The following is a 22,048-nucleotide window of genomic DNA, read 5'->3' as shown; positions in this document are numbered from 1 at the left end:
ACTATTGCATGCAGCTGCATGTAGGCGTTCATTCGCCCAAGCCAAGCAACAAGAGGAGGAAATTCCATGAAACTCTATTACTCGCCCGGCGCCTGCTCCCTGTCCCCCCACATCGCACTCCTCGAAGCCGGCCTGCCCTACGAGCTGGTCAAGGTCGATATCCGGGCCAAGAAGCTCGAAAATGGTGAGGATTATCTGAAGCTGAACCCCAAGGGGCAGGTCCCTGCGCTGGGGCTCGACAGCGGTGAGATCGTGACCGAAGGCCCGGTGATTGTCCAGATGATCGCCGACCAGGCTTCTGCCAAGGCGCTGGCGCCGGCCCATGGCAGCGCCGAGCGCTACAAGCTGCTCGAATGGCTGAACTTCCTCACCTCGGAGGTGCACAAGAGCTTCGGCCCGATGTTCGCGCCGGCGCTGAACGACGAGGCCAAGGCGTTCTTCAAGGATCGCGTCATGGGCAAGCTGAAATACATCGACAGCCAGCTCGCCGGCCGCGACTACCTGATGGGCAAGCAGTTCACGGTTGCCGACGGCTATCTCTTCACGATGCTGACCTGGGCCGACCGGATGAAGTTTGATCTTTCGGCGATGCCCAACCTCACCGCCTACAAGACCCGCGTCGCGGCACGGCCACAGGTGCAGGAGGCGCTGAGGAAGGAAGGCCTCGCGCAGGCAAAGTAAGCGCTCGCAAGACGCAGGCAGCGAAAGGCCGGACCGACGATTCGGCCTTTCTTTTTATGCTGCCGGGCGGCGCGGGAGCGGACCCGTTGCGCCGGATCATCGTACCTTAGTTTGACTTATGAACTACTGTTCGCCAAACGTAAGTAGTGCTGTCTTGTCAGCACTCGCAAAGCGGGCGAGCTTGGCTGAATTGCTTGAAGATTTTTTGGGCTCTCATCGGAGTTGAACTTGACGATTGCCTTCGTCCTGATCGTCGCAAGTGCGTTGGTGGGAATCGCGACAGGTTGCGTTTTCAAGATCTGGGCGCTGGTTGTGATCTCACCGTTGATCGCAGTGTTCTCGGCGATAATTCTGCGCGCTTACGAATTCGGGATGATGGCGGGCGTGATCGTCATTGCCATCTGTCTTGCCGTCTGCCAGCTCGCCTATTTCGCGGCAGCCTATGTGCTGCACGCGCGCCACGTCTCATCCCATGACGAAATCGACGGCGAGCCAGGCGAGACAGGCGAGCAGAAAATCCACCGCGAGCACAAGTAACGCCAAGGCTGCCCAAAGCACCGGGCCCTTGCGGCGCAGGCGCACCGGCTTTTGTTGCGGCGACAGGCGGCCATTCGCGGGCGCAACAGTGTATTTCGCGGTGAGATCGCGGCCAAGCGCGGTCTTCCGCAGCACCAAGGAGTTCATCAAGGACACTTTCTTATTTTCTCTTCAACTCGCCGATGGATCGGCAAGCGTCCCAACCGGGTTCGTGACCCTGACCCGCAGCAAGACTAGTGCCAGGGCCGAGCAAAAGAACGGCGCCGCTTTGGCGCGCCTATGACAATTGCGCGACACCGCGGCAGCGGGGACTCTGGCAGGGTTCCTACGCGAATTCTGTGACCGGTTCCACAGATCGGGAACCTCCTGACGCAACCGTGATGACGTCTCCCCAAACAAAAAGGCCGGATCGACGATCCGGCCTTTGTTCTCAAATGGCCTTGGGTGATCAGGCCGCCGCCTTCTTCGGCGCGAAGCGGCCGTAGAAGGTTTCGCCCTTCGCCGCCATCTCCTCAAGAAGCTTCGGCGGCGTGAAGCGCGAGCCGTATTTCGCTTCCAGCTTGTGGCAGAGCTCGACGAACTTCTTCGTGCCCATGAAGTCGATGTAGGACAGCGTGCCGCCGGTGAACGGCGCGAAGCCGAAGCCGAGGATCGAGCCGACATCCGCTTCGCGCGGATCGGTGATGACGTGGTCCTCCACCGTGCGCGCGGCTTCCACCGCCTGCACCACCAGGAAGCGCTGCTTCAGCTCCTCGACGTCGAGCGTGTCGGGGTCGAGCTGCTTCGGCTGGAGCGCCGAGAGGCCCGGCCACAGGCTCTTCTGACCCTTGCCCTTCTCGGGATAGTCGTAAAAGCCCTTGCTGTTCTTGCGGCCGAGTCGGCCCTGCTTCTCGACCATCTCCACCATCAGCTTCTTCTGATCGGGGTTGATGGCGTTCGGACCGAGATCGGCTTCGGTCGCCTTCATGATCTTGAGGCCGAGGTCGAGCGCCACTTCGTCCGACAGCGAGAGCGGGCCGACCGGCATGCCGGCCATCTTGGCGCAGTTCTCGATCATCGCCGGCGGCACGCCTTCGAGGAACATCTCGTTGCCTTCGGCGACGTAGCGGCCGACGCAACGGTTGGCGAAGAAGCCACGGCTGTCGTTGACCACGATCGGCGTCTTGCCGATCTGCCGGACATAGTCGAGCGCGGTCGCGAGCGCGACATCGCCAGTGTTCTTGCCGAGGATGATCTCGACCAGCATCATCTTCTCGACCGGCGAGAAGAAATGGATGCCGACGAACTTGCCCTGGTCCTTGAAGGCTTCCGCGAGCGAGGTGATCGGCAGCGTCGAGGTGTTCGACGCGAAGACTACGTCCGGCTTCAGATATTCCTGCGCCTTGGCAAACGTCTCCGCCTTGACCTTGCGGTCCTCGAACACGGCCTCGAGGACGAGGTCGACGTCCTTCAGAGCTGCATAGTCGGCCGTCGGCGTGATGCGCGCGAGCAGCGCTTCGGCATCATTGGGCTTGGCGCGGCCCTTCTTGATCTGCTCCTCGATCACCTTCTGCGCATGCGCCTTGCCCTTGTCGGCGCTGTCCTGGTCGCGATCGATCAGGACGACGTCGAGGCCGGCACGCGCGGAGACGTAGCCGACGCTCGCGCCCATGAAGCCGGCGCCGATCACGGCGATCTTCTTCACCTTGGTTGCGGGCACGTCCTTCGGACGGCGCGCGCCCTTGTTGAGCTCCTGCATCGACAGGAACAGGCTGCGGATCATCGCGGCCGCTTCCTTGGAGCGCAGCACCGAGGTGAAGTAGCGCGACTCGACCCGCAGCGCGGCGTCGATCGGCAGCTGCAGGCCTTCATAGACGCAGCTCATGATCGCGCGCGCGGCGGGATAGTTGTCGTAGGTCTCGCGGCGATAGATCGCGTTGCCGGCCGGGAACATCATCATGCCGGCCTTGGAGAACACCGGACCGCCGGGCAGCTTGAAGCCCTTCTCGTCCCAGGGCGCGACGGCCTTGCCGCCGCCCTTGATCCAGTCTTTCGCGGCCTTGATAAGGTCAGCGGCCGGAACGATGGCGTGGATCAGATTGAGTGCCTTGGCCTTCTCGACCGTGACCGGATCGCCCTTGAGCAGAATGGTCATCGCATCCTGCGGCGGCACCAGGCGCGGCACGCGCTGCGTGCCTCCGGCGCCGGGGAACAGGCCGACCTTGACCTCGGGCAGGCCGAGGCGCGTCTTGGGATTTTCCGCTGCCACACGATAGTGGCAGCACAGCGTGATCTCGAAACCGCCGCCGAGCGCGAGGCCGTTGATCGCGGCCGCCCACGGCTTGCCGGAGGTCTCGATCGAGCGCAGCACCTGCGAGAAGCGCCGGCTCTGCTCGAACAGCATCTGGTTCGCGGCGGTCTCGCCCTGCTCCCTGAAGACCTTGGCGTAGGCCTGGTTCATGCCCTCGAGCATCGACAGATCGGCGCCGGCGCAGAACGCCTCCTTGGCCGAGGTGATGACGACGCCCTTCACCGCGGCGTCGGCGGTGGTCGCCTTGACGATCGCGTCGAGCTCGCTGGTCGAGGTTTCGTCGAGCACGTTCATCGAACGGCCCGGGATGTCCCAGGTGACGAGCGCGATGCCGTCGGCGTCGGTTTCAACCTTGAAATTCTTGTAAGCCATGTTGGTTGCTCCCCTTCGCCTTAGACGCGCTCGATGATGGTCGCGGTGCCCATGCCGCCGCCGATGCACAGCGTCACAAGGGCAGTGGACTTGTTGGTGCGCTCGAGCTCGTCGAGCACGGTGCCGAGGATCATCGCACCGGTCGCGCCAAGCGGATGGCCGAGCGCGATCGCGCCGCCGTTGACGTTGATCTTGGCGTTGTCGATATCGAAGGCCTGGATGTAGCGCAGCACGACCGAGGCGAAGGCCTCGTTGAGCTCGAACAGGTCGATGTCCGACTTCTTCATGCCGGAGCGCGCGAACAGCTTCTCGGTGACGTCGACCGGACCGGTCAGCATCATCGCGGGCTCGGAGCCGATGTTCGCAAACGCGCGGATTTTTGCGCGCGGCTTCAGGCCGTATTTGCTGCCCGCGTCCTTGCTGCCGAGCAGCACGGCGCCGGCGCCGTCGACGATGCCCGACGAGTTGCCGGCGTGGTGCACGTAATTGACGCGCTCGATTTCGGGGTGCGACTGCACCGCGACGCCGTCGAAGCCGCCCATCTGCGCCATCATCGTGAACGCCGGCTGAAGCTGCGCCAGCGACTGCATCGTCGTCGAAGGACGCATGTGCTCGTCCTTGGCGAGGATGGTGAGGCCGTTGATGTCCTTCACCGGCACGACCGACTTGTTGAAGCGGCCTTCGTCCCAGGCCTTGCCGGCGCGCTGCTGGCTCTGCACGGCGTAAGCGTCGACGTCGTCACGCGAGAAGCCGTACTTCGTCGCGATCAGATCGGCCGAGACGCCCTGCGGCATGAAATAGGCGGGCACCGCCATCGAGGGATCCATCGGCCAGGCGCCGCCGGAGGCGCCGATGCCGACGCGGCTCATCGATTCGGCACCGCCGCCGATGACGAGCTCATGCTGGCCGCTCATCACCTGCGCGGCCGCAAAGTTCACGGCATCGAGACCGGAGGCGCAGAAGCGGCTGATCTGCACGCCTGGCACGGCTTCGCCGAGGCCCGCCTTCAGCGCGGCGAAACGCGCGATGTCGCTGCCTGCTTCACCGACGGGATCGACCACGCCGAGCACGACGTCGTCGACACAATCTTCCGGCAGATTGTTGCGGTCCTTCAGCGCCTTCAACGGCACCGCGGCGAGCGCCAGCGCGGTAACTTCGTGCAGCGCGCCGTCCGCCTTGCCGCGGCCGCGCGGGGTTCGGACGTGGTCGTAGATGTAGGCATCTGCCATGGGAGCCTCCTGATTGCAGCTATTGGTTACGACCGCGACGCGATCGGCATTATTGGTGAAGCGAAAATGCTCAGAACGCTTCTGCCGGCAGTTCCATGATGGTGGCGCAGCCCGACTGAATGCGCGCGAGATTGGCCGCGGTCTCCGGCAACATCCGCTCCATGAAGAAGCGACCGGTGACGAGCTTGGTCGAGAGATAGGGCGTCGCCCCGCTCTCGGCAATCTTGGCATTGGTCACCTTGGCCATCTTCGCCCACATGTAGCCGAGCGCGACGAAGCCGAAGAGATGCAGGTAATCGGTTGCGGCAGCACCGGCATTGTCCGGCTTCATCATCGCATTCTGCATCAGCCAGGTGGTGGCCTGCTGGAGATGGCCGAGCGAAGCCGAGAGCGGGGTGATGAAGGGTTTTAGCGCCTCGTCGCCGCCGTTCTCCTTGGCGAAGGCCATGACCTCGCCGAAGAAGGCCATGATGGCGCGGCCGCCGTCGCGCGGCAGCTTGCGGCCGACGAGGTCGAGCGCCTGGATGCCGTTGGCGCCTTCATAGATCATCGCAATACGCGCATCGCGCACGAACTGCTCCATGCCCTGCTCGGCGATGTAGCCGTGGCCACCATACATCTGCTGCGCCTGCACCGCGTTGGCGAAGCCGTAGTCGGTGAGGAAGCCCTTCAGCACCGGCGTCATCAGGCCCATATGGTCGTCGGCGGCCTGACGGTCCTTGGCATCCTCCGACCGGTGAGCAACGTCGCTCTTCAGCGCGGTCCACATCACGAAGGCGCGCGCGGCCTCGTTGAAGGCGCGGATCGAGAGCAGCGTGCGGCGCACGTCGGGATGCACGATGATCGGATCGGCCGGCTTGTCCGGCGCCTTGGTGCCGGTCAGGGAACGGCCCTGGATGCGCTCGCGGGCATAGGCGACGGCGTTCTGATAGGCGACCTCGGACTGCGCGAGACCCTGCACGGCGACGCCGAGGCGGGCCTCGTTCATCATCACGAACATGCCCTGCATGCCCTTGTTCTCTTCGCCGATCAGCCAGCCGGTGGCGCTGTCGTAGTTCATCACGCAGGTGGAATTGCCGTGGATGCCCATCTTGTGCTCGATCGAGCCGCAGACCACGCCGTTGCGTGCGCCGACCGAACCGTCGGCATTCACCAGGAATTTCGGCACCACGAACAGCGAGACACCCTTGATGCCGGCGGGCGCGCCCTCGATGCGGGCGAGCACGAGATGAATGATGTTGTCGGCAAGATCGTGCTCACCAGCGGAGATGAAGATCTTCGTGCCCGTGATCTTGAAGCTGCCGTCGGCCTGCCGCACCGCCTTGGTGCGGAGCATGCCGAGATCGGTGCCGCAATGCGGCTCGGTCAGGTTCATGGTGCCGGTCCATTCGCCCGCCACCATCTTCGGCACATAGGTCTTCTTCTGCTCGGGGCTGCCGTGCACGATCAGGGCTGCGGTCGCCCCCATGGTGAGGCCGCCATACATCGAGAACGCCATGTTGGCGGAGATCTGGAATTCGTTGACCGCCTGGGAGAGCGTCACCGGCAGGCCCTGCCCGCCGAACTCGGTCGGAGCCGACAGGCCAAGCCAGCCGCCCTCGGCAACCTGCTTGAACGCGTCCTTGAAGCCCTTCGGCGTGGTGACACTGCCGTCATCGGCGCGCTTGCAGCCTTCGAGATCGCCGACGCGGTTGAGCGGCTGGAGCACCTCTTCGGCGAGCTTGGCGGCTTCGCCCAGGATCGCCTCGCGCACGTCGCTGGACGCATCGGAGAAGCCGGGCAGATTGTCGTAACGATCGATCTGGAAGACGTCGTTGAGCAGGAAATTCACGTCTTCGACGGGGGCTTTATAGATCGGCATGGTGGTCTCCCGGCAGGTACCTTGAAGTCATTGGGGCTTGAAGTGACGATGTTCGCGTGATTCCTGCGGCGCAGCCTTTGCCAGCAAGCTTAGCTGCTTCTGCAACCTCAGGGCAGGGTCATGATGGGGCGGCAAGCTGCTCCGCCATCAGACGGTGCAGCATGTTGATCGCCTTGAGCGGACGCACCATCACCTTGAAATGCGTGATGCGTCCCTCGGGATCGAAGGTGATGATGTCGACGCCGTTGATCTCGATGCCGTCGATCATGGTCTTGAACTCGAGGACGGCGCCATTGGCGCTCGTCCACTCGCCGACATAGGCGAAGCCGGGACCGCCGAGGACCTTCTCGGCGCTCGACAGATATTTGAAGGTGATGTCGCGGCCGCGCTGGGGCGAATGCACCACAGGACTTTCGAACACGGCATCGGGATGGAGCAGGTCCCAGAGCGCCTTGCGGTCATGGGACTTCATGTAGCCGTACCAGGAATCGAGGCCGGTCATTCTCGGGCGCCTCCCTAAAGGCCTGGGCAAAAAACGCGAAAACAACCCCATGCACAGTAGCGAAGAGGTTGATTTTGCTTGATCTTCGGGGCGGGTCTTTGGCCCGCTCCGAAGCTGCCTCATATGCACATTGACGCATATGCGCAGATGCGCATAAAGTCAAGCTGGTTGGTCAAGGTCGAAGAAGGGAGGCCGGTGTCATGGCACTGGGCGACGCAATCCTCGCATGCCTGACGGAACGTCCGATGACGGGTTACGAGCTCGCCAAGACGTTCGATTCCTCGATCGGCTTCTTCTGGAAGGCCGACCATCAGCAGATCTATCGCGAGCTCTCCAAGCTGCGCGACCGCGGCTACATCCAGGGCCGCGAGGTCGTGCAGACAGGCAAGCCCAACAAGCTGGTTTATACGCTCACCCCCGAGGGGAGAACAGCGCTGCGGCACTGGGCCGCGCGGCCAAGCACGCCAGCCTCGACCAAGGACGATCTGCTGGTTCGGCTGCATGCGCTCGACAGCATCGATATCGAACCGCTTCGCACCGATCTGATGGCCCGGCTGGAGCACCACCGCGACCGCCACGCGAACTATGAGCGGATTCTGAAAAAGCGATTTCCGGGCGGCACGGCGGAGGGCCGGCTCGATCTCGGCAACCTGCTCCTGCTCCGCCTCGGCGCCCGCCACGAGCAGATGGTGGCCGACTTTTGCGAAGAGACACTCGAGGCGCTGTCGACGATGAGCGGCAAGGGCACGGTGGTGCCGCTGGAGGACGGCAAGCGCGAGGGGAAGGGCTGAAGGCTAGATCGGCCTCGGCGGTGCCCGTCACCTCTCCCGCTTGCGGGAGAGGTCGCGCCGAAGGCGCGGGTGAGGGCTTTCTCCTCTTGGGGATCCTCGATTGCGGAAGCACCCTCTCCCCAGCCCTCCCCCGCAGGCGGGGGAGGGAGCGCTCCGACTATGCGGCGAAAGCTGAGGTTCAGTTCATTGGGTTCCCGCCGCCCAACTTTAAGACACCGGGCCCGCGTTCCTTAACCCGTTATTTACCGTAACAGACAAAAGTCGGTTTTCGAGGCAGACGACCCGCGCCAAATCCGATTGTCTTTGCAACCGGCACGCGTGGGAAGGCTGGAGTCGCCGGGTGGGGCGCCGAAGTCGGAACCGGACAGAGTCATGAATTCGCGCGTATCGTGGAGTGTTGACGGCATCGATCCCTCCGTCCGGGAGCGGGCCGAAGCTGCTGCGCGCAGAGCCGGCATGTCACTCAACGATTGGCTGAACTCCACGCTCGGCGAAACTGCCCCGCCAAACTTTCGCGGACCTTACGAGCAGCGTCCGCAACACATGCCGAACCAGGTACCGAGTCCGGAAAGCCGCGAAGTCGCCGACATCCACCAGCGGCTCGACGCGATCACCCAGCAGATCGAACGGATTTCGAAGCCCACCCCTCGCCAGGACTCTTCACGACAAGAGGTCTCGCGCGAGCAGGGCGTCGCACGCCAGCTCAACGACGCGATCTCGCGGCTCGATGCGCGCCTGTCGCAAATCTCAAAGCCGCAGCAGCTGCAACCGCAGCCGCCTCAGGCTCCGCGGCCCGCACCCGTCGAGACGCGCCAGCGCCAGGCCGATGCGGTCGAGCGCGCGGCCGCGCAGGTCTATCGCAGTTCGCCGCCGCTGAGCCCCGCCTCGTTCGACGTCGCCGTTGCCGAGATCACGGCACGGCAGAGCGAGCTCGACGGCTTTACGCCCAGGCAGATGCCGCCGCGCGCCGCGCCGTCGATTGCGCCCGCGGCAGCTCCTTTCGCCGCGCCGATGGCGCCGCCCGCGCCCGCCTACGCTCCGCCGCCACCGCAGCCGGGGCCGGATTTCTCGTCGCTCGAGCGCCATCTGCTCAAGATCACGAGCCAGATCGAGTCGCTCCAGCGCCCCGACAATACCGAGCAGGCGATCAACGCTTTCCGCAGCGAGCTCGCGGAGATCCGCCACGCCATCACCGAGGCGATGCCGCGCCGCGCGATCGAATCGATCGAAAACGAAATCCGTTCGCTGCACCGTCGCATCGACGAGACCCGCTCGTCCGGCACCGACGGCCAGGTTCTGTCAGGCATCGAGCACGCGCTGTCCGACATCAAGCAGGTGCTGCGCACGCTGACGCCGGCCGAGCAGCTCACCGGCTATGACGAGGCGATCCGCAATCTCGGCGCCAAGCTCGATCTGATCCTGCGCGCCAATGACGATCCGTCCACGGTGCGCCAGCTCGAAGGCGCGATCTCGGCGCTGCGCGGCATCGTCTCCAACGTCGCCTCCAACGAAGCGCTGGCACGGCTGTCCGAGGACGTGCAGCTGTTGTCGTCCAAGGTCGACCAGATCACCCGCTCGTCCGGCCCCGGCGACAGCTTTGCCGTGCTCGAGCAGCGCATCGCGGCACTCACCGCCGCGCTGGAGACGCGCGAGCGGCCTCAGCCCGCCGAGAGCACCGAGCACCTCGAGGCCGCAATCCGTGCGCTGTCGGATCGTTTCGACCGTATGCAGGTCGGCAGCGATTCGGCCTCGACCTTTGCGCATCTCGAACAGCGCGTCTCCTATCTGCTGGAGCGGATCGAAGCTGCCTCCGATCCGCGCAACACCAATCTCAGCCGCGTCGAGGACGGGCTGCACGACATCCTGCGCCATCTCGAACGGCAGCAGGCGACCTATTCCGCGCTCGCCGAGAGCCGCAGTTCGGCGCCGTCCCCCGATTCCGGCATGGTCGATCTCGTGAAGCGCGAGCTCTCCGACATTCGCTTCAGCCAGGCCGAAACCAACCGCAGCACCCAGGACTCGCTCGAAGCCGTTCACAGCGCGCTCGGCCACGTCGTCGATCGCCTCTCGATGATCGAGGGCGATCTGCGCGCGGTGCGCACCGCGCCGCCGGCCCCTGCGCCGCAGCCGATGCCGATGCCGATGGCTGCGCCCATGGAGCCCGCGCCGATGGCGCGCGAAGCTCGGCAGCAAGCACAGCAGCCGAAATACGATCCGAAGCCTGAGCTGCCGAATCCGGCCGCCATGCAGCAGCCGGCGCATTCCGCCTTCGTGGCCGCGCCGCGCGAATTCCACGCCGCCGCGGCACCTGCCGCTCCGCCGCCGGTCCCGATGGCGCCGACGGCACCGCAAGCCGCACCACCCTTGCCGCCGCGCGCGATCAGTGAAATCCTGGAGCCGCATACGGCGCCCGCCCGCGCCGCGTTGGCGCCGGAATTGCCGCCGGATCATCCGCTCGAGCCTGGCACGCGGCCGGGCGGACGCGTGGCCACGCCGTCGGAGCGCATTGCCGCCTCCGAGAGCGCGATCAGCGGAATTCCCACTGCTCCGAAGGAGCCGGTGTCGTCGTCGAGCTTCATCGCGGCCGCGCGCCGCGCCGCTCAGGCCGCCGCCGCGCAGCCGCCCGAGAAGCCGGCCCGTGGCGCCAAGGCCGCAATCGCCCGCGCCAAGGACAAGGGCCAGGAAGGCGCCTCGACCATCACCTCGAAGATCCGCTCGCTGCTGGTCGGCGCGAGCGTGGTCGTGATCGTGCTCGGCACCTTCAAGATGGCGATGAACCTGCTCGATGGCGGCAGCACGCCGCCGGCACCGCAGGCGATGGAAAATTCGGTGAGCGAGCCCGCGCCGCAGGCTTCGCCGCCTCCGGTCGAGACCAAGCCCGCCATACCCGAGCAGGTCACGCCCTCGATGACCTCGCCGACGCCGATCGGACGGCAATCCCAGAACAATGCCGCGCCGGCTCCAACGCCCAATTCCGGCAGCTCGGCCTCGGTTGAAATCCCGCCCGCTCCGGCGGCCGTGCCGCCTGCCGCCAGCGACGTCACCGGCGCGCTGTCGGGGGCCAGCCGCGCGCGGCTCGGCCTCGTCCAGGTGCCGCCGAGCGAGAAACTGCCCGACGCTATCGGCGGCCCAGGCTTGCGCACCGCCGCGATGAAGGGCGATGCCACTGCCGCCTACGAGATCGCCGTGCGCTTTGCCGAAGGCAAGGGCGTCGCTGCAAACTACGACGAAGCTGCGAAATGGTACGACCGCGCGGCGCAGGCCGGCGTGATGCCCGCAACCTTCCGCCTCGGCACGCTCTACGAAAAGGGCCTCGGGGTGAAGAAGGACGCCGATATCGCCCGCCGCTACTACACGCAGGCCGCCGAGCGCGGCAACGCCAAGGCGATGCACAATCTCGCTGTGCTCGATGCCGACGGCGGCGGACGCGGCGCCAATTACAAGAGCGCGGCGCAGTGGTTCAGGAAAGCGGCCGACCGCGGCGTCGCCGACAGCCAGTTCAATCTCGGCATCCTCTATGCCCGCGGCATCGGCGTCGAGCAGAACCTCGCCGAGTCCTACAAATGGTTCAGCCTGGCAGCCGCCCAGGGCGATGCGGACGCTGCCGGCAAGCGCGACGACGTCGCCAAGCGCCTCGATCCGCAATCGCTCGCCGCCGCCAAGCTCGCGATCCAGACTTTCAGCGCCGAACCGCAGCCCGACGATGCCGTCAACGTCCCAGCCCCGAACGGCGGCTGGGACAGCGCGCCGCAGGCGAACGCCAAGCCCGCGCCGAAGCCGGTCGCGACGAAGCGGTCGGCGTCAGCGGCGCACTGAGCCGCATAGCATTAGATTGAACCAAGCGGGTCACGGGCTCGGTGCACCTCTCCCGCTTGCGGGAGAGGTCGGCGCTCGCAAGAGCGCCGGGTGAGGGCTTTATCCTCTTGGGGAGTCTCACTGCGGAGGCACCCTCTCCCCAGCCCTCCCCCGCAAACGGGGGAGGGAGCGCACCTCCATTGTCGCAACGATCACGCCCAATCTCATCACACTCCTCACACCCATTCACCACGCCCAAAATTCCTGATCCGCTCGACAGCGAATTCCGCTATTGAGAGACGCGGCAATCGATCCGTCTCGCCGGTGCGTGGTTCAATGCAGCTCTACCTTCCGATCGCCGATCTTCCGGTCAACGTCTTCCTGGTGCTGGCGATGGGCGCTGCGGTCGGCTTCGTCTCCGGCATGTTCGGGATCGGCGGCGGCTTCCTGATGACGCCGCTGCTGATCTTCATCGGCATCACGCCGGCGGTCGCGGTCGCCTCGGTCGCTAGCCACATCGCGGCGTCCTCCTTTTCCGGCGCGATCTCCTACTGGCGGCGGCGCGCGATCGATCCGGCGCTGGCGAGCGTGCTGCTCTGCGGCGGCGTGACCGGCACAGCATTGGGGGTGTGGACCTTCACGCAGCTCCGCGCGCTCGGCCAGCTCGATCTGATGATCGCGCTGTCCTACGTCGTGCTGCTCACCACCGTCGGCAGCCTGATGTTCTCCGAAGGCCTGCGCGCCCTGATGCGGACGCGGCGCGGCACGGTGCCGCCGCGGCGCACGCACAACTGGATCCATGGCCTGCCGCTGAAGATGCGGTTCAAGCGCTCGAAGATCTATCTCTCGGTGATCCCCGTCTTGATCGTCGGCACCATGATCGGCTTTATCGGCGCCATCATGGGCATCGGCGGCGGCTTCATCCTGGTGCCGATCATGATCTACCTGCTGCGAGTGCCGACCTCGACGGTGATCGGGACCTCGATGGTTCTCACCCTGGTCACCATGCTGTTCGCGACCATGCTGCATGCGGTGACCAACCACCTCGTCGATGCCGTGCTGGCACTGATCCTGATGGTCGGCGGCGTCACCGGCGCGCAGTTCGGCGCGCGTGCCGGCCAGAAGATTCGCGGCGAGCAGCTGCGGCTGCTGTTGGGCTTGCTGATCCTCTCGGTCGGCGTCCGCTTCGCGATCGAGCTGGTGATCCGCCCGGAGGATCTCTTCACCATCCGTGAGCTCGGAGTGAGCGGATGATTCGCGCGCTGCTCGCAATCGTTCTCGTCCTGCTGCTCGGCAGCGCCGCGCGGGCCGAGCGGCTGATCGTGTCGGTCTCCAACCACCGCGTCACGGTGACGCCGAATTATTCCGGCGAGGAGCTGGTGCTGTTCGGCTCGGTCGAGAAGGACGCCACGACGCCCGCGGACCGCACGGCTTACGATCTCGTGGTCACCGTGATAGGCCCGCGCGCTGACATGGTGACACGGCGCAAGGAACGCACTTTCGGCATCTGGATCAACACCGACTACCGGCAGTTCCTGCAGGTGCCGAGCTATCTGGCACTGTTCGCCAACCGCCCGTTCGACGTCATCACCTCGCCCGACATCGCACGGCGGCAGCAGATCGGGCTGAACAACGTGCGGCTGACCCAGCGCGTCAGCGGCGATTATGCCGACGTGGTGCCGAACGACGCATTCCGCTCCGCCTTCATCCGCCTGCGCACCCAGCGCGGCCTCTATCGCGAGGATGCGAGCGCCGTGACGTTCCTGACGCCGACGCTGTTCCGCACCGGGATTCCGCTGCCGGCGGAGGTGCCGATCGGCACCTATGAGGTCGAGATCAAGCTGTTCGCGGGCGGCGCATTCATCGGTAGGACCGAAACCGCCTTCGAGATCGTCAAGGTCGGTTTCGAACAGTTCGTCGCGACGACCGCGCGACAGAACGGCCTGATCTACGGCCTCGCCACCGCGGCCATGGCGCTGATGACGGGCTGGATGGCGTCGATCGTGTTCCGGAAGGATTGAGACTGACATTCCGGGGCGCGCGTAGCGCGAACCCGGAATCCATCGATCGGCGGAGTAGGTGGCCCGATGGATTCCGGGCTCGACGCTTCGCGTCGCCCCGGAATGACGACCTCCATCACGGCGCCTCGATCACCGTCGGCACGCCCGGCTCCAGCAATCGCAATCGCGTCCCGAAACCGAGCACGTCGAAGGTCTTGCGCAGGTCCTCGCTGTTCTGGCGGAAATGCGCCCAGCCTTCGGTATGCAACGGCACGATCATCGCATCGGGAAAGGCCCGTGCGGTCTCGATGGTGTCATTGGTGTCCATGGTGAGATGGAACGGCCCGCGCGTCTGCGCAGCGCCCGCGAACGGCAGCACCACGCGGCATTTGAAGCGGCGGGCGACCTCGGCAACGCCGTCGAACCAGGTGGTGTCGCCGCTGATATAGACCGCGCTTGTGTCCTTCCGGTTTGAGGACACCACGAAGCCGATGACATCGCCCGACAGCGGCTCGATGCCGGCAGGACCGTGACGCGCCGGCGTCGCGGTGATGGTCAGTGAATTGCCGTCACGATCCTTCACATGCGAGGTCGCCCAGGGCGCAAGGCCTTCGGCATGGCCGCCGAGGCGCCTGGCGCCGGCCTCTGTCGTCAGCACGCGCTTCGCATGTTTGAGAAACGCGCGGCCGGAATTGTCGAGATTGTCCGAATGCTGGTCGTGGCTGAGCAGGACCGCATCGACCGGACCGATCGCATCGGGCCTCACGGCGGGGCCGATGGTCTTCTCCAGCTTCACATGCGGCAGCTGGTACGCGCCCGGCGCATCGAAGGTCGGGTCGGTGAGGAGACGGAAGCCGTCGATCTCGATCAGCGCGGTCGGGCCGCCGATCAGGGTGATGGAAATGGGCATGATGAACCTTCCTTACGATGCGGCCTTTGACGGAAGCAACTTTGACGAAAGCGATTTCGCCGGCCGGGTCACCAGATAGATGCCGAGCGCGACCGGGATGATGCCGAGCAGGTCGCGGGCCTCGACATGCTCGCCGAGCACGAGGAAGGCGAACAGCATGCCGAGCGGCGGCATCAGGAAATGATAGGCGCTGGCAGCGGTGGCGCCACACACTTTCAGGAGATGAAACCAGAGCCAGTAGGCCAGGATCGAGCCGCCGAGCACGAGGAAGGCGAAGGCGCCGATCAGGCTTGGGGTGACATCGATCGCGTGGACGTCGGCGAAGGTGAGCGCGACCGGCGTCAGCACGATGCCCGCTGCGAGATTCTGCACGCCGTTGCCGATCCACAGGCTTCCCTTCGGCGCGAGCAGCTTGAAGAGGATCGTGCCGAGGACGATGGAGGCGAGCGAGGCAAGCGTGAAGACGATGCCGTGCCATGAATCGGTGCCGACCGACAGGCGGTGCCAGACGATCGCCGTCACTCCGATGACGCCGAGCAGGAGACCGCCCGCCTTGCGCCAGGTCATGCCTTCGCCGAGCAACAATGCAGCGAGCGCCGCGGTGAACACCGGATTGGCCGACACGATCAGGCCGCCGAGCCCGGCGGAGACCGATTGCAGGCCGGTGTAGCCGAGCCCGAGATAGAGCGCGTTGTTGGCGATGCCGAGCACAGCGAAGATCGCGGCATCGCGCCAGGACAAGGACCAGCTGTCGCCGCGGATCAGCGTCGCACCGAGGATCAAAATGCCGGCGAGCGAGAAGCGCGCGGCGAGCAAGATCAGCGGCGGGCAATGGGTGACGCCGATCTTGCCGGCGACGAAGGCATAGCTCCAGAGCAGGCAGAACAGGCCGATGGCGAGCGGCAGCGTGTTGAAGCGGCTGCGGGGAACGGGAATCGAGGGAGCGAGCGACATGAGGGCATTCTCGGATGTTTTCTTCTGGCCCTCGATCTAGGGAGGCCGCTTGCCATTTGGAAATTAAATGATTAACTTCCAATCAGTGGATTTTCGAATGGAGGCGCCCATGCTCGATCTCGAGCTTCTGCGCAGCTTCGTCTCGGTGGTCGAGGCCGGCGGCTTCACCCGCGCCGGCGAGCGCGTCCACCGCACGCAATCGACCGTCAGCCAGCAGATCAAGCGGCTGGAGGAGGATGTCGGCCAGGTGCTCCTGCACCGCGACGGCAAGGACGTGCGTCCCACCGAAGCCGGCGAGCGGTTGCTGTCCTACGCCCGGCGGCTGCTCTCGCTTGCAGAAGAAGCGCGCGACGTGCTGAGCCAGCCCGACAGCGAAGGCGCGATCCGGCTCGGCATTCCCGAGGATTTTGCGGCCTATCGCCTGGCGAAATTGCTGGCGACGTTCTCGCGCTCGCATCCCGGCCTGCGGCTCGACGTCCGCGCCGACCAGAGCAAGAACCTCGCCCGCGATCTCGAACGCGGCGAGCTTGATCTGGCGCTTTACAAGCGCGAGGCCGGCGAGAAGGGCGCGATCGCGGTGTGGCCGGAGCGGGTGCACTGGGTCACCAGCAAGAGCCATCCGATCGACGCGGGCGCGCCGTCGGTGCCGCTGATCGGCTTTCCGCTGGGCTGCCTCTATCGCGCCGGCGCCATCCACGCGCTGGAGAGCGCGGGCCGCATTTGGCACATGGCCTACACGTCATCGAGCCTCGCCGGCATCCAGGCCGCGGTCGCCGCCGGCATGGGGCTGAGTATCCTGTCCGAGATGTCGATCCAGGCCGATCATCGCGTGCTGACCGCGAAGGACGGCTTTGCGCCGATCAACAAGACCGAGGTGGCGCTGATGGCCGCGCCGGATGCGAGCCCGGCAACGCTGCGGCTCGCGGATCGGCTCGCGGAGTTCTGCGACAATGTGCAGGCGAAGGCGGCCTAGTCGCCACGAGGTCGGTCTGTTCCCTCCCCCCTTGCGCAGGGCTATCGCATGTGAATTTCACGATGATTGTCCGCGGGTTTGCTCCGCCTCTCCCGCTTGCGGGAGAGGCCGACGCGCCCCGGGCGATGCGAAGCATCGTCCCGAGCGCGGCGGGTGAGGGCTCTCGCCACGCAGGGACGTTCTCCGCAATCCCAGGCAATCCCGACGCGGAGACACCCCCACCCCAGCCCTCCCCCGCAAGCGGGAGAGGGAGCGCAGCGGTGTGCGTGGCAAGAGTGTTCAGCTCAATAACACCGCGACGCGGCGATGGCGTGGACGCGGCGGTCGCCGAGCAGATGGGCGACAAAACCGTTCTTCGGGAAGATCCTTGCAAACGCCGCGTCGCGGATGCTGAGGCCGCCGGCATAGGCGCCGAAGGCGGGCATCACGGCGCGCATCCCGTCGCTGGCGAAGCAGCGGCGCTCCATCGAACGGCCGCGCGCGGAGACGCGGGCCTTGGGATGGAGATGGCCGGCGATCTCGCCATGCGCGCCGGTCGGCTCGTGGCGGAACGTGATCGGGCCGATCGCGACCTCGTCGGCGACGGTGCCGCCGAGATCGCGCGGCAGCATCGGATCGTGGTTGCCGGAGATCCAGATCCAGTCGCGACCGGATTGGAGTCCGGCGACGGCGTCGCGATCCTCCGCGGAGAGTCGCTCATGCGCGGTGCGATCGTGAAAACTGTCGCCAAGCGCGATGACGGTGCGCGGATCATGGCGGGAGATGACAGCAGCGAGCCGGCCGAGTGTCGCGATCGTATCGTAAGGCGGCAGCAGCACGCCGCGGCTGGCGAAGCTCGAGCCTTTTTCGAGATGCAGGTCGGAGACGACGAGCAGGCGCTGCTCTTCCCAGAACAGGGCGCCGGAGAGATCGGCGGCGAACGTCACATCGCTGATGGTGACTCTGGAAACGCGCATGTCCTCGACATCTCCTGAAACCAGCGCGCCTGCCGTCACGTCAAAACCTGCTCTTATCCCATCGCCTCTTTGACCAGCTCGTTGGCGGCCTCGGCCAGGAGCTCGTCTGCTGCTTCGCCATAGACTGACTCGCGGCCGATTTCCAGCATCACGGGGACCGCGAGCGGGGAGACGTGGTCGAGTTCCCGGTGGGTGATACGGCCCTGGATGCGGGCCAGCATGCCGCCGAGACGGCGCAGGTCGAGCAGCCCGGTGGCGGCATCGGCGCGGGCGGCGCGCAGGAGGACGTGATCGGCCTGATGCTTGCGCAGGACGTCGTAGACGAGATCGGTCGAGAACAGTACCTGGCGGCGGCTCTTGTCCTCATTGGTGAAGCGGCGCTCGATCAGGCCTGATATCAGCGCGCAGTTGCGGAAGGTGCGCTTCATCAGCGCGGATTCGGCCAGCCATGCTTCGAGATCGTCCCCGAGCATGTCGGGGTTGAACAGCGCGTCGAGATTGAGCTCACCGTTGCGGACCATGAAGGAGGCGTCGCCCAGCCCCCAGATCGCCACCGCATATTCGTTGGCGACAAAGCCGAGCGGCCGGGCGCGGGCACGCTCCAGACGACGCGTCAAGAGCATGCCGAGCGTCTGGTGCGCGAGGCGCCCTTCGAAGGGATAGCAGATCAGGTAATGCTTGTTACCGCGTGGAAAGGTCTCAACCAGAAGCTCGCGGACACCCGGCACGCGCGAGACGTCCTTCTGCAACGACAGCCAGTCGCGCACCTGCTCCGGCAGACCGTTCCATGCGCGCCTGTCGTCGAGCAGGCGGCGCACACGCTCCGCCAGATAGGTCGAGAGCGGGAACTTGCCGCCCATATAGGACGGCACCTTCGGATCCTTGTCGTTGGCGCGGGAAACATAGACCTGATCCTCGGCGAGCGCCTCGTAGCGCACGACCTCGCCGCCGAACACAAAGGTGTCGCCGGCGGTCAGCCCCTCGATAAAGTATTCCTCGATCTCGCCGAGCACGCGGCCGCCGCGCGCGATCGCGCCGGTCGAACCGCTGCCGGTGGAGCGGGAACGCACCAGCCGCACCTTCAGCATCGGCTCCTCGACGATGGTGCCGACATTGAGACGATAGCTCTGCCGCACCTTGGGATTGGCGACGCGCCAGCGCCCCTGCTTGTCCTGCCTGATGCGGGCGAAGCGCTCGTAGGTCTTCAGCGCGTAGCCGCCGGAGGCGACGAAATCGACGACATCGTCAAAATCCTGCCGCGCCAGACCGGCGTAAGGCGCGGCAGTGCGCACCTCGTCATAGAGCTCGTCGGAGAGAAACGGCTCGCCGCAGGCGCAGCCGAGCACATGCTGGGCCAGCACGTCGAGCGCGCCGGTGCGCAGCGGCGGCGTGTCCTGCGCATTCTCGGCGATGGCATCGATCGCGACACGGCACTCCAGCACCTCGAAACGGTTGGCCGGCACCAGCACCGCGCGCGAGGCCTCGTCGAGGCGGTGATTGGCGCGGCCGATGCGTTGCATCAGGCGCGACGAGCCCTTGGGCGCGCCGATATTGACGACGAGATCGACGTCGCCCCAGTCGACGCCGAGGTCGAGCGAGGAGGTGCAGACCACGGCGCGCAGCTTACCTGCCGACATCGCGTCCTCGACCTTGCGGCGCTGGGCGACGTCGAGCGAGCCGTGATGCAGCGCGATCGCGAGCCCGTCGTCGTTCATGCGCCAGAGATCCTGGAACAACATCTCCGCCTGGCTGCGGGTGTTGACGAAGACCAGCGTGGTCTTGTTCGCCTTGATCAGCTCATAGACCTCGCTGAGCGCGTGACGCGCGCCATGGCCGGCCCAGGGCAGCCGCTCGCGCGTATCGAGCATCTCGACCAGCGGCGGCGCGGCACCGCCGGCGATCACGATGTCGGCGGCCACTTCGTTGCCGCCAGGCTGCGGCACCAGGAAGCGCGCGAGCTGATCAGGCTCGGCCACGGTCGCCGACAATCCGATCGCGCGGATCTGCGGCGCCAGCCGCCACAGCCGCGCCAGCCCGAGCGAGAGCAGATCGCCGCGCTTGGACGTCACCAGCGCGTGCAGCTCGTCCAGCACGATGCGCTTCAAGGAGGAGAACAGGAACGGGGCGTCGTCGGAGGAGAGCAGAAGGGCGAGCTGCTCCGGCGTCGTCAGCAGGATATCAGGCGGATAGCGCCGCTGCCGCTGCCGCCGCGACACCGGCGTGTCGCCGGTGCGGGTCTCGACCTTGATCGGCAGCGCCATCTCAGCGATCGGTCGCTCCAGGTTGCGCGCGATGTCGACGGCGAGCGCCTTGAGCGGCGAGATGTAGAGCGTGTGGAGGCCAGCGCTACGCTGCACGCTGCGGCCGGTGGAGACGAGGCTGTTGTTGTCACCTCCCCCCTTGTGGGGGAGGTCGGCAGCCGCAGGCTGCCGGGAGGGGGGTAGCGCCACGAGCGGTGCTTGTGGCCACCCCCCTCCCCGCCCCTCCCCCACAAGGGGGGAGGGAGAAGAGAAAGAAGACAACTCCACCAGCGTCGGCAGAAATCCCGCCAGCGTCTTGCCGGCGCCGGTCGGCGCGATCAGCAGCGCGGAGCGGTCCTCGCGCGCCTTCTCCAGCAGCGCCAGTTGATGCGCGCGCGGCGACCAGCCGCGCGCCGCGAACCACGCCTCGAAGCGGTCGGGCAGCGGCGCGGCCGGCTCGGCCGGGATTTTGTGGATGCGGGGCGGCACGGCATCACAGGTAAGCCGTGGAGGCTGGTTCGTCGAGGGGTGGAGGGAGGTCTCGTAGGGTGGGCAAAGCGTAGCGTGCCCACCCTTCGCGTATGGGTACCTGGAGAGATGGTGGGCACGGCGCAAGGGCGCCTTTGCCCACCCTACGACGTCCTGCCCGTTTCCTACTCCGACATCGGCTTGTCGGAGATATCCCAATCCTTGCCGGTGAAGGTGGAGATGAAGAGCGTCTTCATCGGCGTGTAGTCCTCGGGCGTGTAGCTGTAGGTGACGCCCTCGAGGAAATAGGGCGAGTGGAAGCCGGCAAGAGTCGAGGCCTGCTTCAGCACGTTGGCACGCGTGAGATCATCGCCGCAGCGGCGCAGGATCTCGCCCATGGTGACGGCCTGGCCGTAGCCGGCGAAGGCGATGGTGTTGTCGGGGTCGATGGCCGGCGTGTACTTCTTGCGCAGCTCCTCGAACGCCATCACGTCGGGGTCCTTCTCCCATTTGGGCAGGCCGACCTCCTTGTTGTAGCGGATGGCGACGATGCCGGCGGCATTCTCGAGGCCCGCGGCGTTCAGAATCGAACGGCCGGTCGAGCCCGCGGACAACAGTTGCAGCGGCTTCCAGCCGAGCTCGGCCACTTTCCGGATCGACTGCGACGACGCCTTGCCGGTGGAGATGTTGTAGAACACGTCGGCGCCCGACTTCGAGAGATTGATGAGCTGGGAATCGACGGTCGGCTCGGTGAGATCGTAGGTCTGCTCCATGATCACCTGCGCGGTGCCGCCGGCGTCAGTCAGCACCTTCTTGAAGGGACCGAGGAAGTCGCGGCCAAAATCGTCGTTCTGGTAGAGGATGCCGATCTTGGCGTTCGGCTTCACGCTGACGACATGCCGCGCCAGGATGCGCGCCTCGGTCGGATAGAGCGGCAGGCCCGCCATCGTCCACTTGAACTCTTTCGGGTTGTTCCACTTCGACGCGCCGGTGTTGAGCAGCAGCTGCGGCACGCCCTTGGAGTTCAGGTATTTGTGCACGGCGGTCTGCGGCGCGGTGCCGAGCGAGCCGTAGAGCGCCAGCACCTCCTCCTGCTCGACCAGGCGCCGCGTCGCCTCGACGCATTTCGGCGCGCTGTAGGCGTCGTCCATGGTGAGAAACTTGATCTTGCGCCCGTTGATGCCGCCCTTCTCGTTCAGCATCTGGAAATAGGCCTCGCCGACACGCCCGAGCACGCCGTAGAGCGAGCCGGGGCCGGAATGCGGCACGGTCTGCCCGATCTTGATCTCGGTGTCGCTGGCGCCCGCATCGTATTTCTTCTCCGCGGCCCAGACATACGGCGCGGGCAAGGTGGATGCGGCGATGGTGGCGAGCGCGGCGGCGCTGAAATCGCGCCGCGATGGATTCTTGGTCATTATTTGTTTCTCCCTGGCGCGCGCATTGTGCTGGCATCGCAGCACGGCTCGCAAGTCCGAAGTCGTCGCTTTGC

The 22,048-nt window shown here is 65.8% G+C and carries 16 protein-coding genes; 7 read left to right on the top strand and 9 right to left on the bottom strand.

Annotated elements, in window-relative coordinates; all coding sequences use genetic code 11:
- The first annotated feature begins 66 nt into the window (after positions 1 to 66).
- Together gstA and BJA_RS05895 are read left to right on the top strand one after the other, a co-directional pair.
- Positions 67 to 681 (top strand): glutathione transferase GstA, encoded by a 615-nt coding sequence (gene gstA, locus BJA_RS05900; RefSeq protein ID WP_011083981.1) that lies wholly within the window; start codon positions 67 to 69, stop codon positions 679 to 681.
- Positions 682 to 909: 228 nt separating this feature from the next.
- On the top strand, positions 910 to 1,218 hold the full coding sequence (locus tag BJA_RS05895; RefSeq protein WP_038965291.1) for a hypothetical protein: 309 nt from the start codon (positions 910 to 912) through the stop codon (positions 1,216 to 1,218).
- Positions 1,219 to 1,666: 448 nt separating this feature from the next.
- Here the strand turns inward: BJA_RS05895 and BJA_RS05890 are convergent, their stop codons facing one another.
- From BJA_RS05890 to BJA_RS05875, 4 genes are all read right to left on the bottom strand, one after another.
- Positions 1,667 to 3,880, bottom strand: coding sequence for an FAD-dependent oxidoreductase (locus BJA_RS05890; RefSeq protein WP_011083979.1), 2,214 nt, complete (start codon positions 3,878 to 3,880; stop codon positions 1,667 to 1,669).
- Between the two features lie 20 nt (positions 3,881 to 3,900).
- On the bottom strand, positions 3,901 to 5,109 hold the full coding sequence (locus BJA_RS05885) for an acetyl-CoA C-acetyltransferase (RefSeq protein ID WP_011083978.1): 1,209 nt from the start codon (positions 5,107 to 5,109) through the stop codon (positions 3,901 to 3,903).
- Positions 5,110 to 5,179: 70 nt separating this feature from the next.
- Positions 5,180 to 6,970, bottom strand: coding sequence for an acyl-CoA dehydrogenase C-terminal domain-containing protein (locus BJA_RS05880; protein WP_011083977.1), 1,791 nt, complete (start codon positions 6,968 to 6,970; stop codon positions 5,180 to 5,182).
- 118 nt (positions 6,971 to 7,088) lie between these two features.
- The gene (locus tag BJA_RS05875) at positions 7,089 to 7,472 is read right to left on the bottom strand and encodes a nuclear transport factor 2 family protein (protein WP_038965285.1); all 384 of its coding nucleotides are present in this window, start codon (positions 7,470 to 7,472) and stop codon (positions 7,089 to 7,091) included.
- 200 nt (positions 7,473 to 7,672) lie between these two features.
- On the opposite strand from BJA_RS05875, the gene BJA_RS05870 reads away from it, so the two are divergent.
- The 4 genes from BJA_RS05870 to BJA_RS05855 all read left to right on the top strand — a co-directional run bounded on the left by BJA_RS05870 (position 7,673) and on the right by BJA_RS05855 (position 14,079).
- On the top strand, positions 7,673 to 8,263 hold the full coding sequence (locus BJA_RS05870; RefSeq protein ID WP_011083975.1) for a PadR family transcriptional regulator: 591 nt from the start codon (positions 7,673 to 7,675) through the stop codon (positions 8,261 to 8,263).
- Positions 8,264 to 8,635: 372 nt separating this feature from the next.
- Entirely contained in the window at positions 8,636 to 12,079 is a 3,444-nt protein-coding gene (locus tag BJA_RS05865) for a tetratricopeptide repeat protein (RefSeq protein WP_063921381.1), read from the top strand.
- A gap of 315 nt (positions 12,080 to 12,394) precedes the next feature.
- On the top strand, positions 12,395 to 13,312 hold the full coding sequence (locus BJA_RS05860) for a sulfite exporter TauE/SafE family protein (protein ID WP_028172821.1): 918 nt from the start codon (positions 12,395 to 12,397) through the stop codon (positions 13,310 to 13,312).
- The gene (locus tag BJA_RS05855; protein WP_011083972.1) at positions 13,309 to 14,079 is read left to right on the top strand and encodes a TIGR02186 family protein; all 771 of its coding nucleotides are present in this window, start codon (positions 13,309 to 13,311) and stop codon (positions 14,077 to 14,079) included. The genes BJA_RS05860 and BJA_RS05855 overlap by 4 nt, the downstream gene beginning before the upstream one ends.
- Positions 14,080 to 14,194: 115 nt before the next feature.
- On the opposite strand, the gene BJA_RS05850 is transcribed toward BJA_RS05855, so the two are convergent.
- Together BJA_RS05850 and BJA_RS05845 are read right to left on the bottom strand one after the other, a co-directional pair.
- Positions 14,195 to 14,968 carry an MBL fold metallo-hydrolase gene (locus BJA_RS05850; protein ID WP_011083971.1) on the bottom strand — a complete coding sequence of 258 codons (774 nt, stop codon included), beginning with the start codon at positions 14,966 to 14,968 and terminating at the stop codon, positions 14,195 to 14,197.
- Positions 14,969 to 14,980: 12 nt separating this feature from the next.
- On the bottom strand, positions 14,981 to 15,922 hold the full coding sequence (locus BJA_RS05845) for a DMT family transporter (RefSeq protein ID WP_011083970.1): 942 nt from the start codon (positions 15,920 to 15,922) through the stop codon (positions 14,981 to 14,983).
- Between the two features lie 109 nt (positions 15,923 to 16,031).
- On the opposite strand from BJA_RS05845, the gene BJA_RS05840 reads away from it, so the two are divergent.
- Complete coding sequence (locus tag BJA_RS05840; RefSeq protein ID WP_038965283.1) at positions 16,032 to 16,895, top strand: LysR family transcriptional regulator; 864 nt, start codon at positions 16,032 to 16,034, stop codon at positions 16,893 to 16,895.
- A 284-nt stretch (positions 16,896 to 17,179) separates the two neighbouring features.
- Here the strand turns inward: BJA_RS05840 and pdeM are convergent, their stop codons facing one another.
- The 3 genes from pdeM to BJA_RS05825 all read right to left on the bottom strand — a co-directional run bounded on the left by pdeM (position 17,180) and on the right by BJA_RS05825 (position 21,974).
- Entirely contained in the window at positions 17,180 to 17,851 is a 672-nt protein-coding gene (gene pdeM / locus BJA_RS05835; RefSeq protein WP_051000237.1) for a ligase-associated DNA damage response endonuclease PdeM, read from the bottom strand.
- Positions 17,852 to 17,904: 53 nt separating this feature from the next.
- The gene (locus tag BJA_RS05830) at positions 17,905 to 20,580 is read right to left on the bottom strand and encodes a ligase-associated DNA damage response DEXH box helicase (protein WP_011083967.1); all 2,676 of its coding nucleotides are present in this window, start codon (positions 20,578 to 20,580) and stop codon (positions 17,905 to 17,907) included.
- 164 nt (positions 20,581 to 20,744) lie between these two features.
- On the bottom strand, positions 20,745 to 21,974 hold the full coding sequence (locus tag BJA_RS05825; protein ID WP_028172814.1) for an ABC transporter substrate-binding protein: 1,230 nt from the start codon (positions 21,972 to 21,974) through the stop codon (positions 20,745 to 20,747).
- Positions 21,975 to 22,048: the final 74 nt, after the last annotated feature.

The sequence above is a fragment of the Bradyrhizobium diazoefficiens USDA 110 genome, assembly GCF_000011365.1.
Lineage (GTDB): Bacteria > Pseudomonadota > Alphaproteobacteria > Rhizobiales > Xanthobacteraceae > Bradyrhizobium > Bradyrhizobium diazoefficiens.
The sequence above is the reverse complement of the archived record's forward strand: the minus strand, read 5'-3'. Positions and strand labels throughout refer to the sequence as shown.

Coding starts and splice junctions, on each gene's coding strand:
- gstA (WP_011083981.1), top strand. CDS start 67: ATGAAACTCTATTACTCGCCCGGCGCCTGCTCCCTGTCCCCCCACATC.
- BJA_RS05890 (WP_011083979.1), bottom strand. CDS start 3,880: ATGGCTTACAAGAATTTCAAGGTTGAAACCGACGCCGACGGCATCGCG.
- BJA_RS05885 (WP_011083978.1), bottom strand. CDS start 5,109: ATGGCAGATGCCTACATCTACGACCACGTCCGAACCCCGCGCGGCCGC.
- BJA_RS05880 (WP_011083977.1), bottom strand. CDS start 6,970: ATGCCGATCTATAAAGCCCCCGTCGAAGACGTGAATTTCCTGCTCAAC.
- BJA_RS05875 (WP_038965285.1), bottom strand. CDS start 7,472: ATGACCGGCCTCGATTCCTGGTACGGCTACATGAAGTCCCATGACCGC.
- BJA_RS05870 (WP_011083975.1), top strand. CDS start 7,673: ATGGCACTGGGCGACGCAATCCTCGCATGCCTGACGGAACGTCCGATG.
- BJA_RS05865 (WP_063921381.1), top strand. CDS start 8,636: ATGAATTCGCGCGTATCGTGGAGTGTTGACGGCATCGATCCCTCCGTC.
- BJA_RS05860 (WP_028172821.1), top strand. CDS start 12,395: ATGCAGCTCTACCTTCCGATCGCCGATCTTCCGGTCAACGTCTTCCTG.
- BJA_RS05855 (WP_011083972.1), top strand. CDS start 13,309: ATGATTCGCGCGCTGCTCGCAATCGTTCTCGTCCTGCTGCTCGGCAGC.
- BJA_RS05850 (WP_011083971.1), bottom strand. CDS start 14,968: ATGCCCATTTCCATCACCCTGATCGGCGGCCCGACCGCGCTGATCGAG.
- BJA_RS05845 (WP_011083970.1), bottom strand. CDS start 15,922: ATGTCGCTCGCTCCCTCGATTCCCGTTCCCCGCAGCCGCTTCAACACG.
- BJA_RS05840 (WP_038965283.1), top strand. CDS start 16,032: ATGCTCGATCTCGAGCTTCTGCGCAGCTTCGTCTCGGTGGTCGAGGCC.
- pdeM (WP_051000237.1), bottom strand. CDS start 17,851: ATGCGCGTTTCCAGAGTCACCATCAGCGATGTGACGTTCGCCGCCGAT.
- BJA_RS05825 (WP_028172814.1), bottom strand. CDS start 21,974: ATGACCAAGAATCCATCGCGGCGCGATTTCAGCGCCGCCGCGCTCGCC.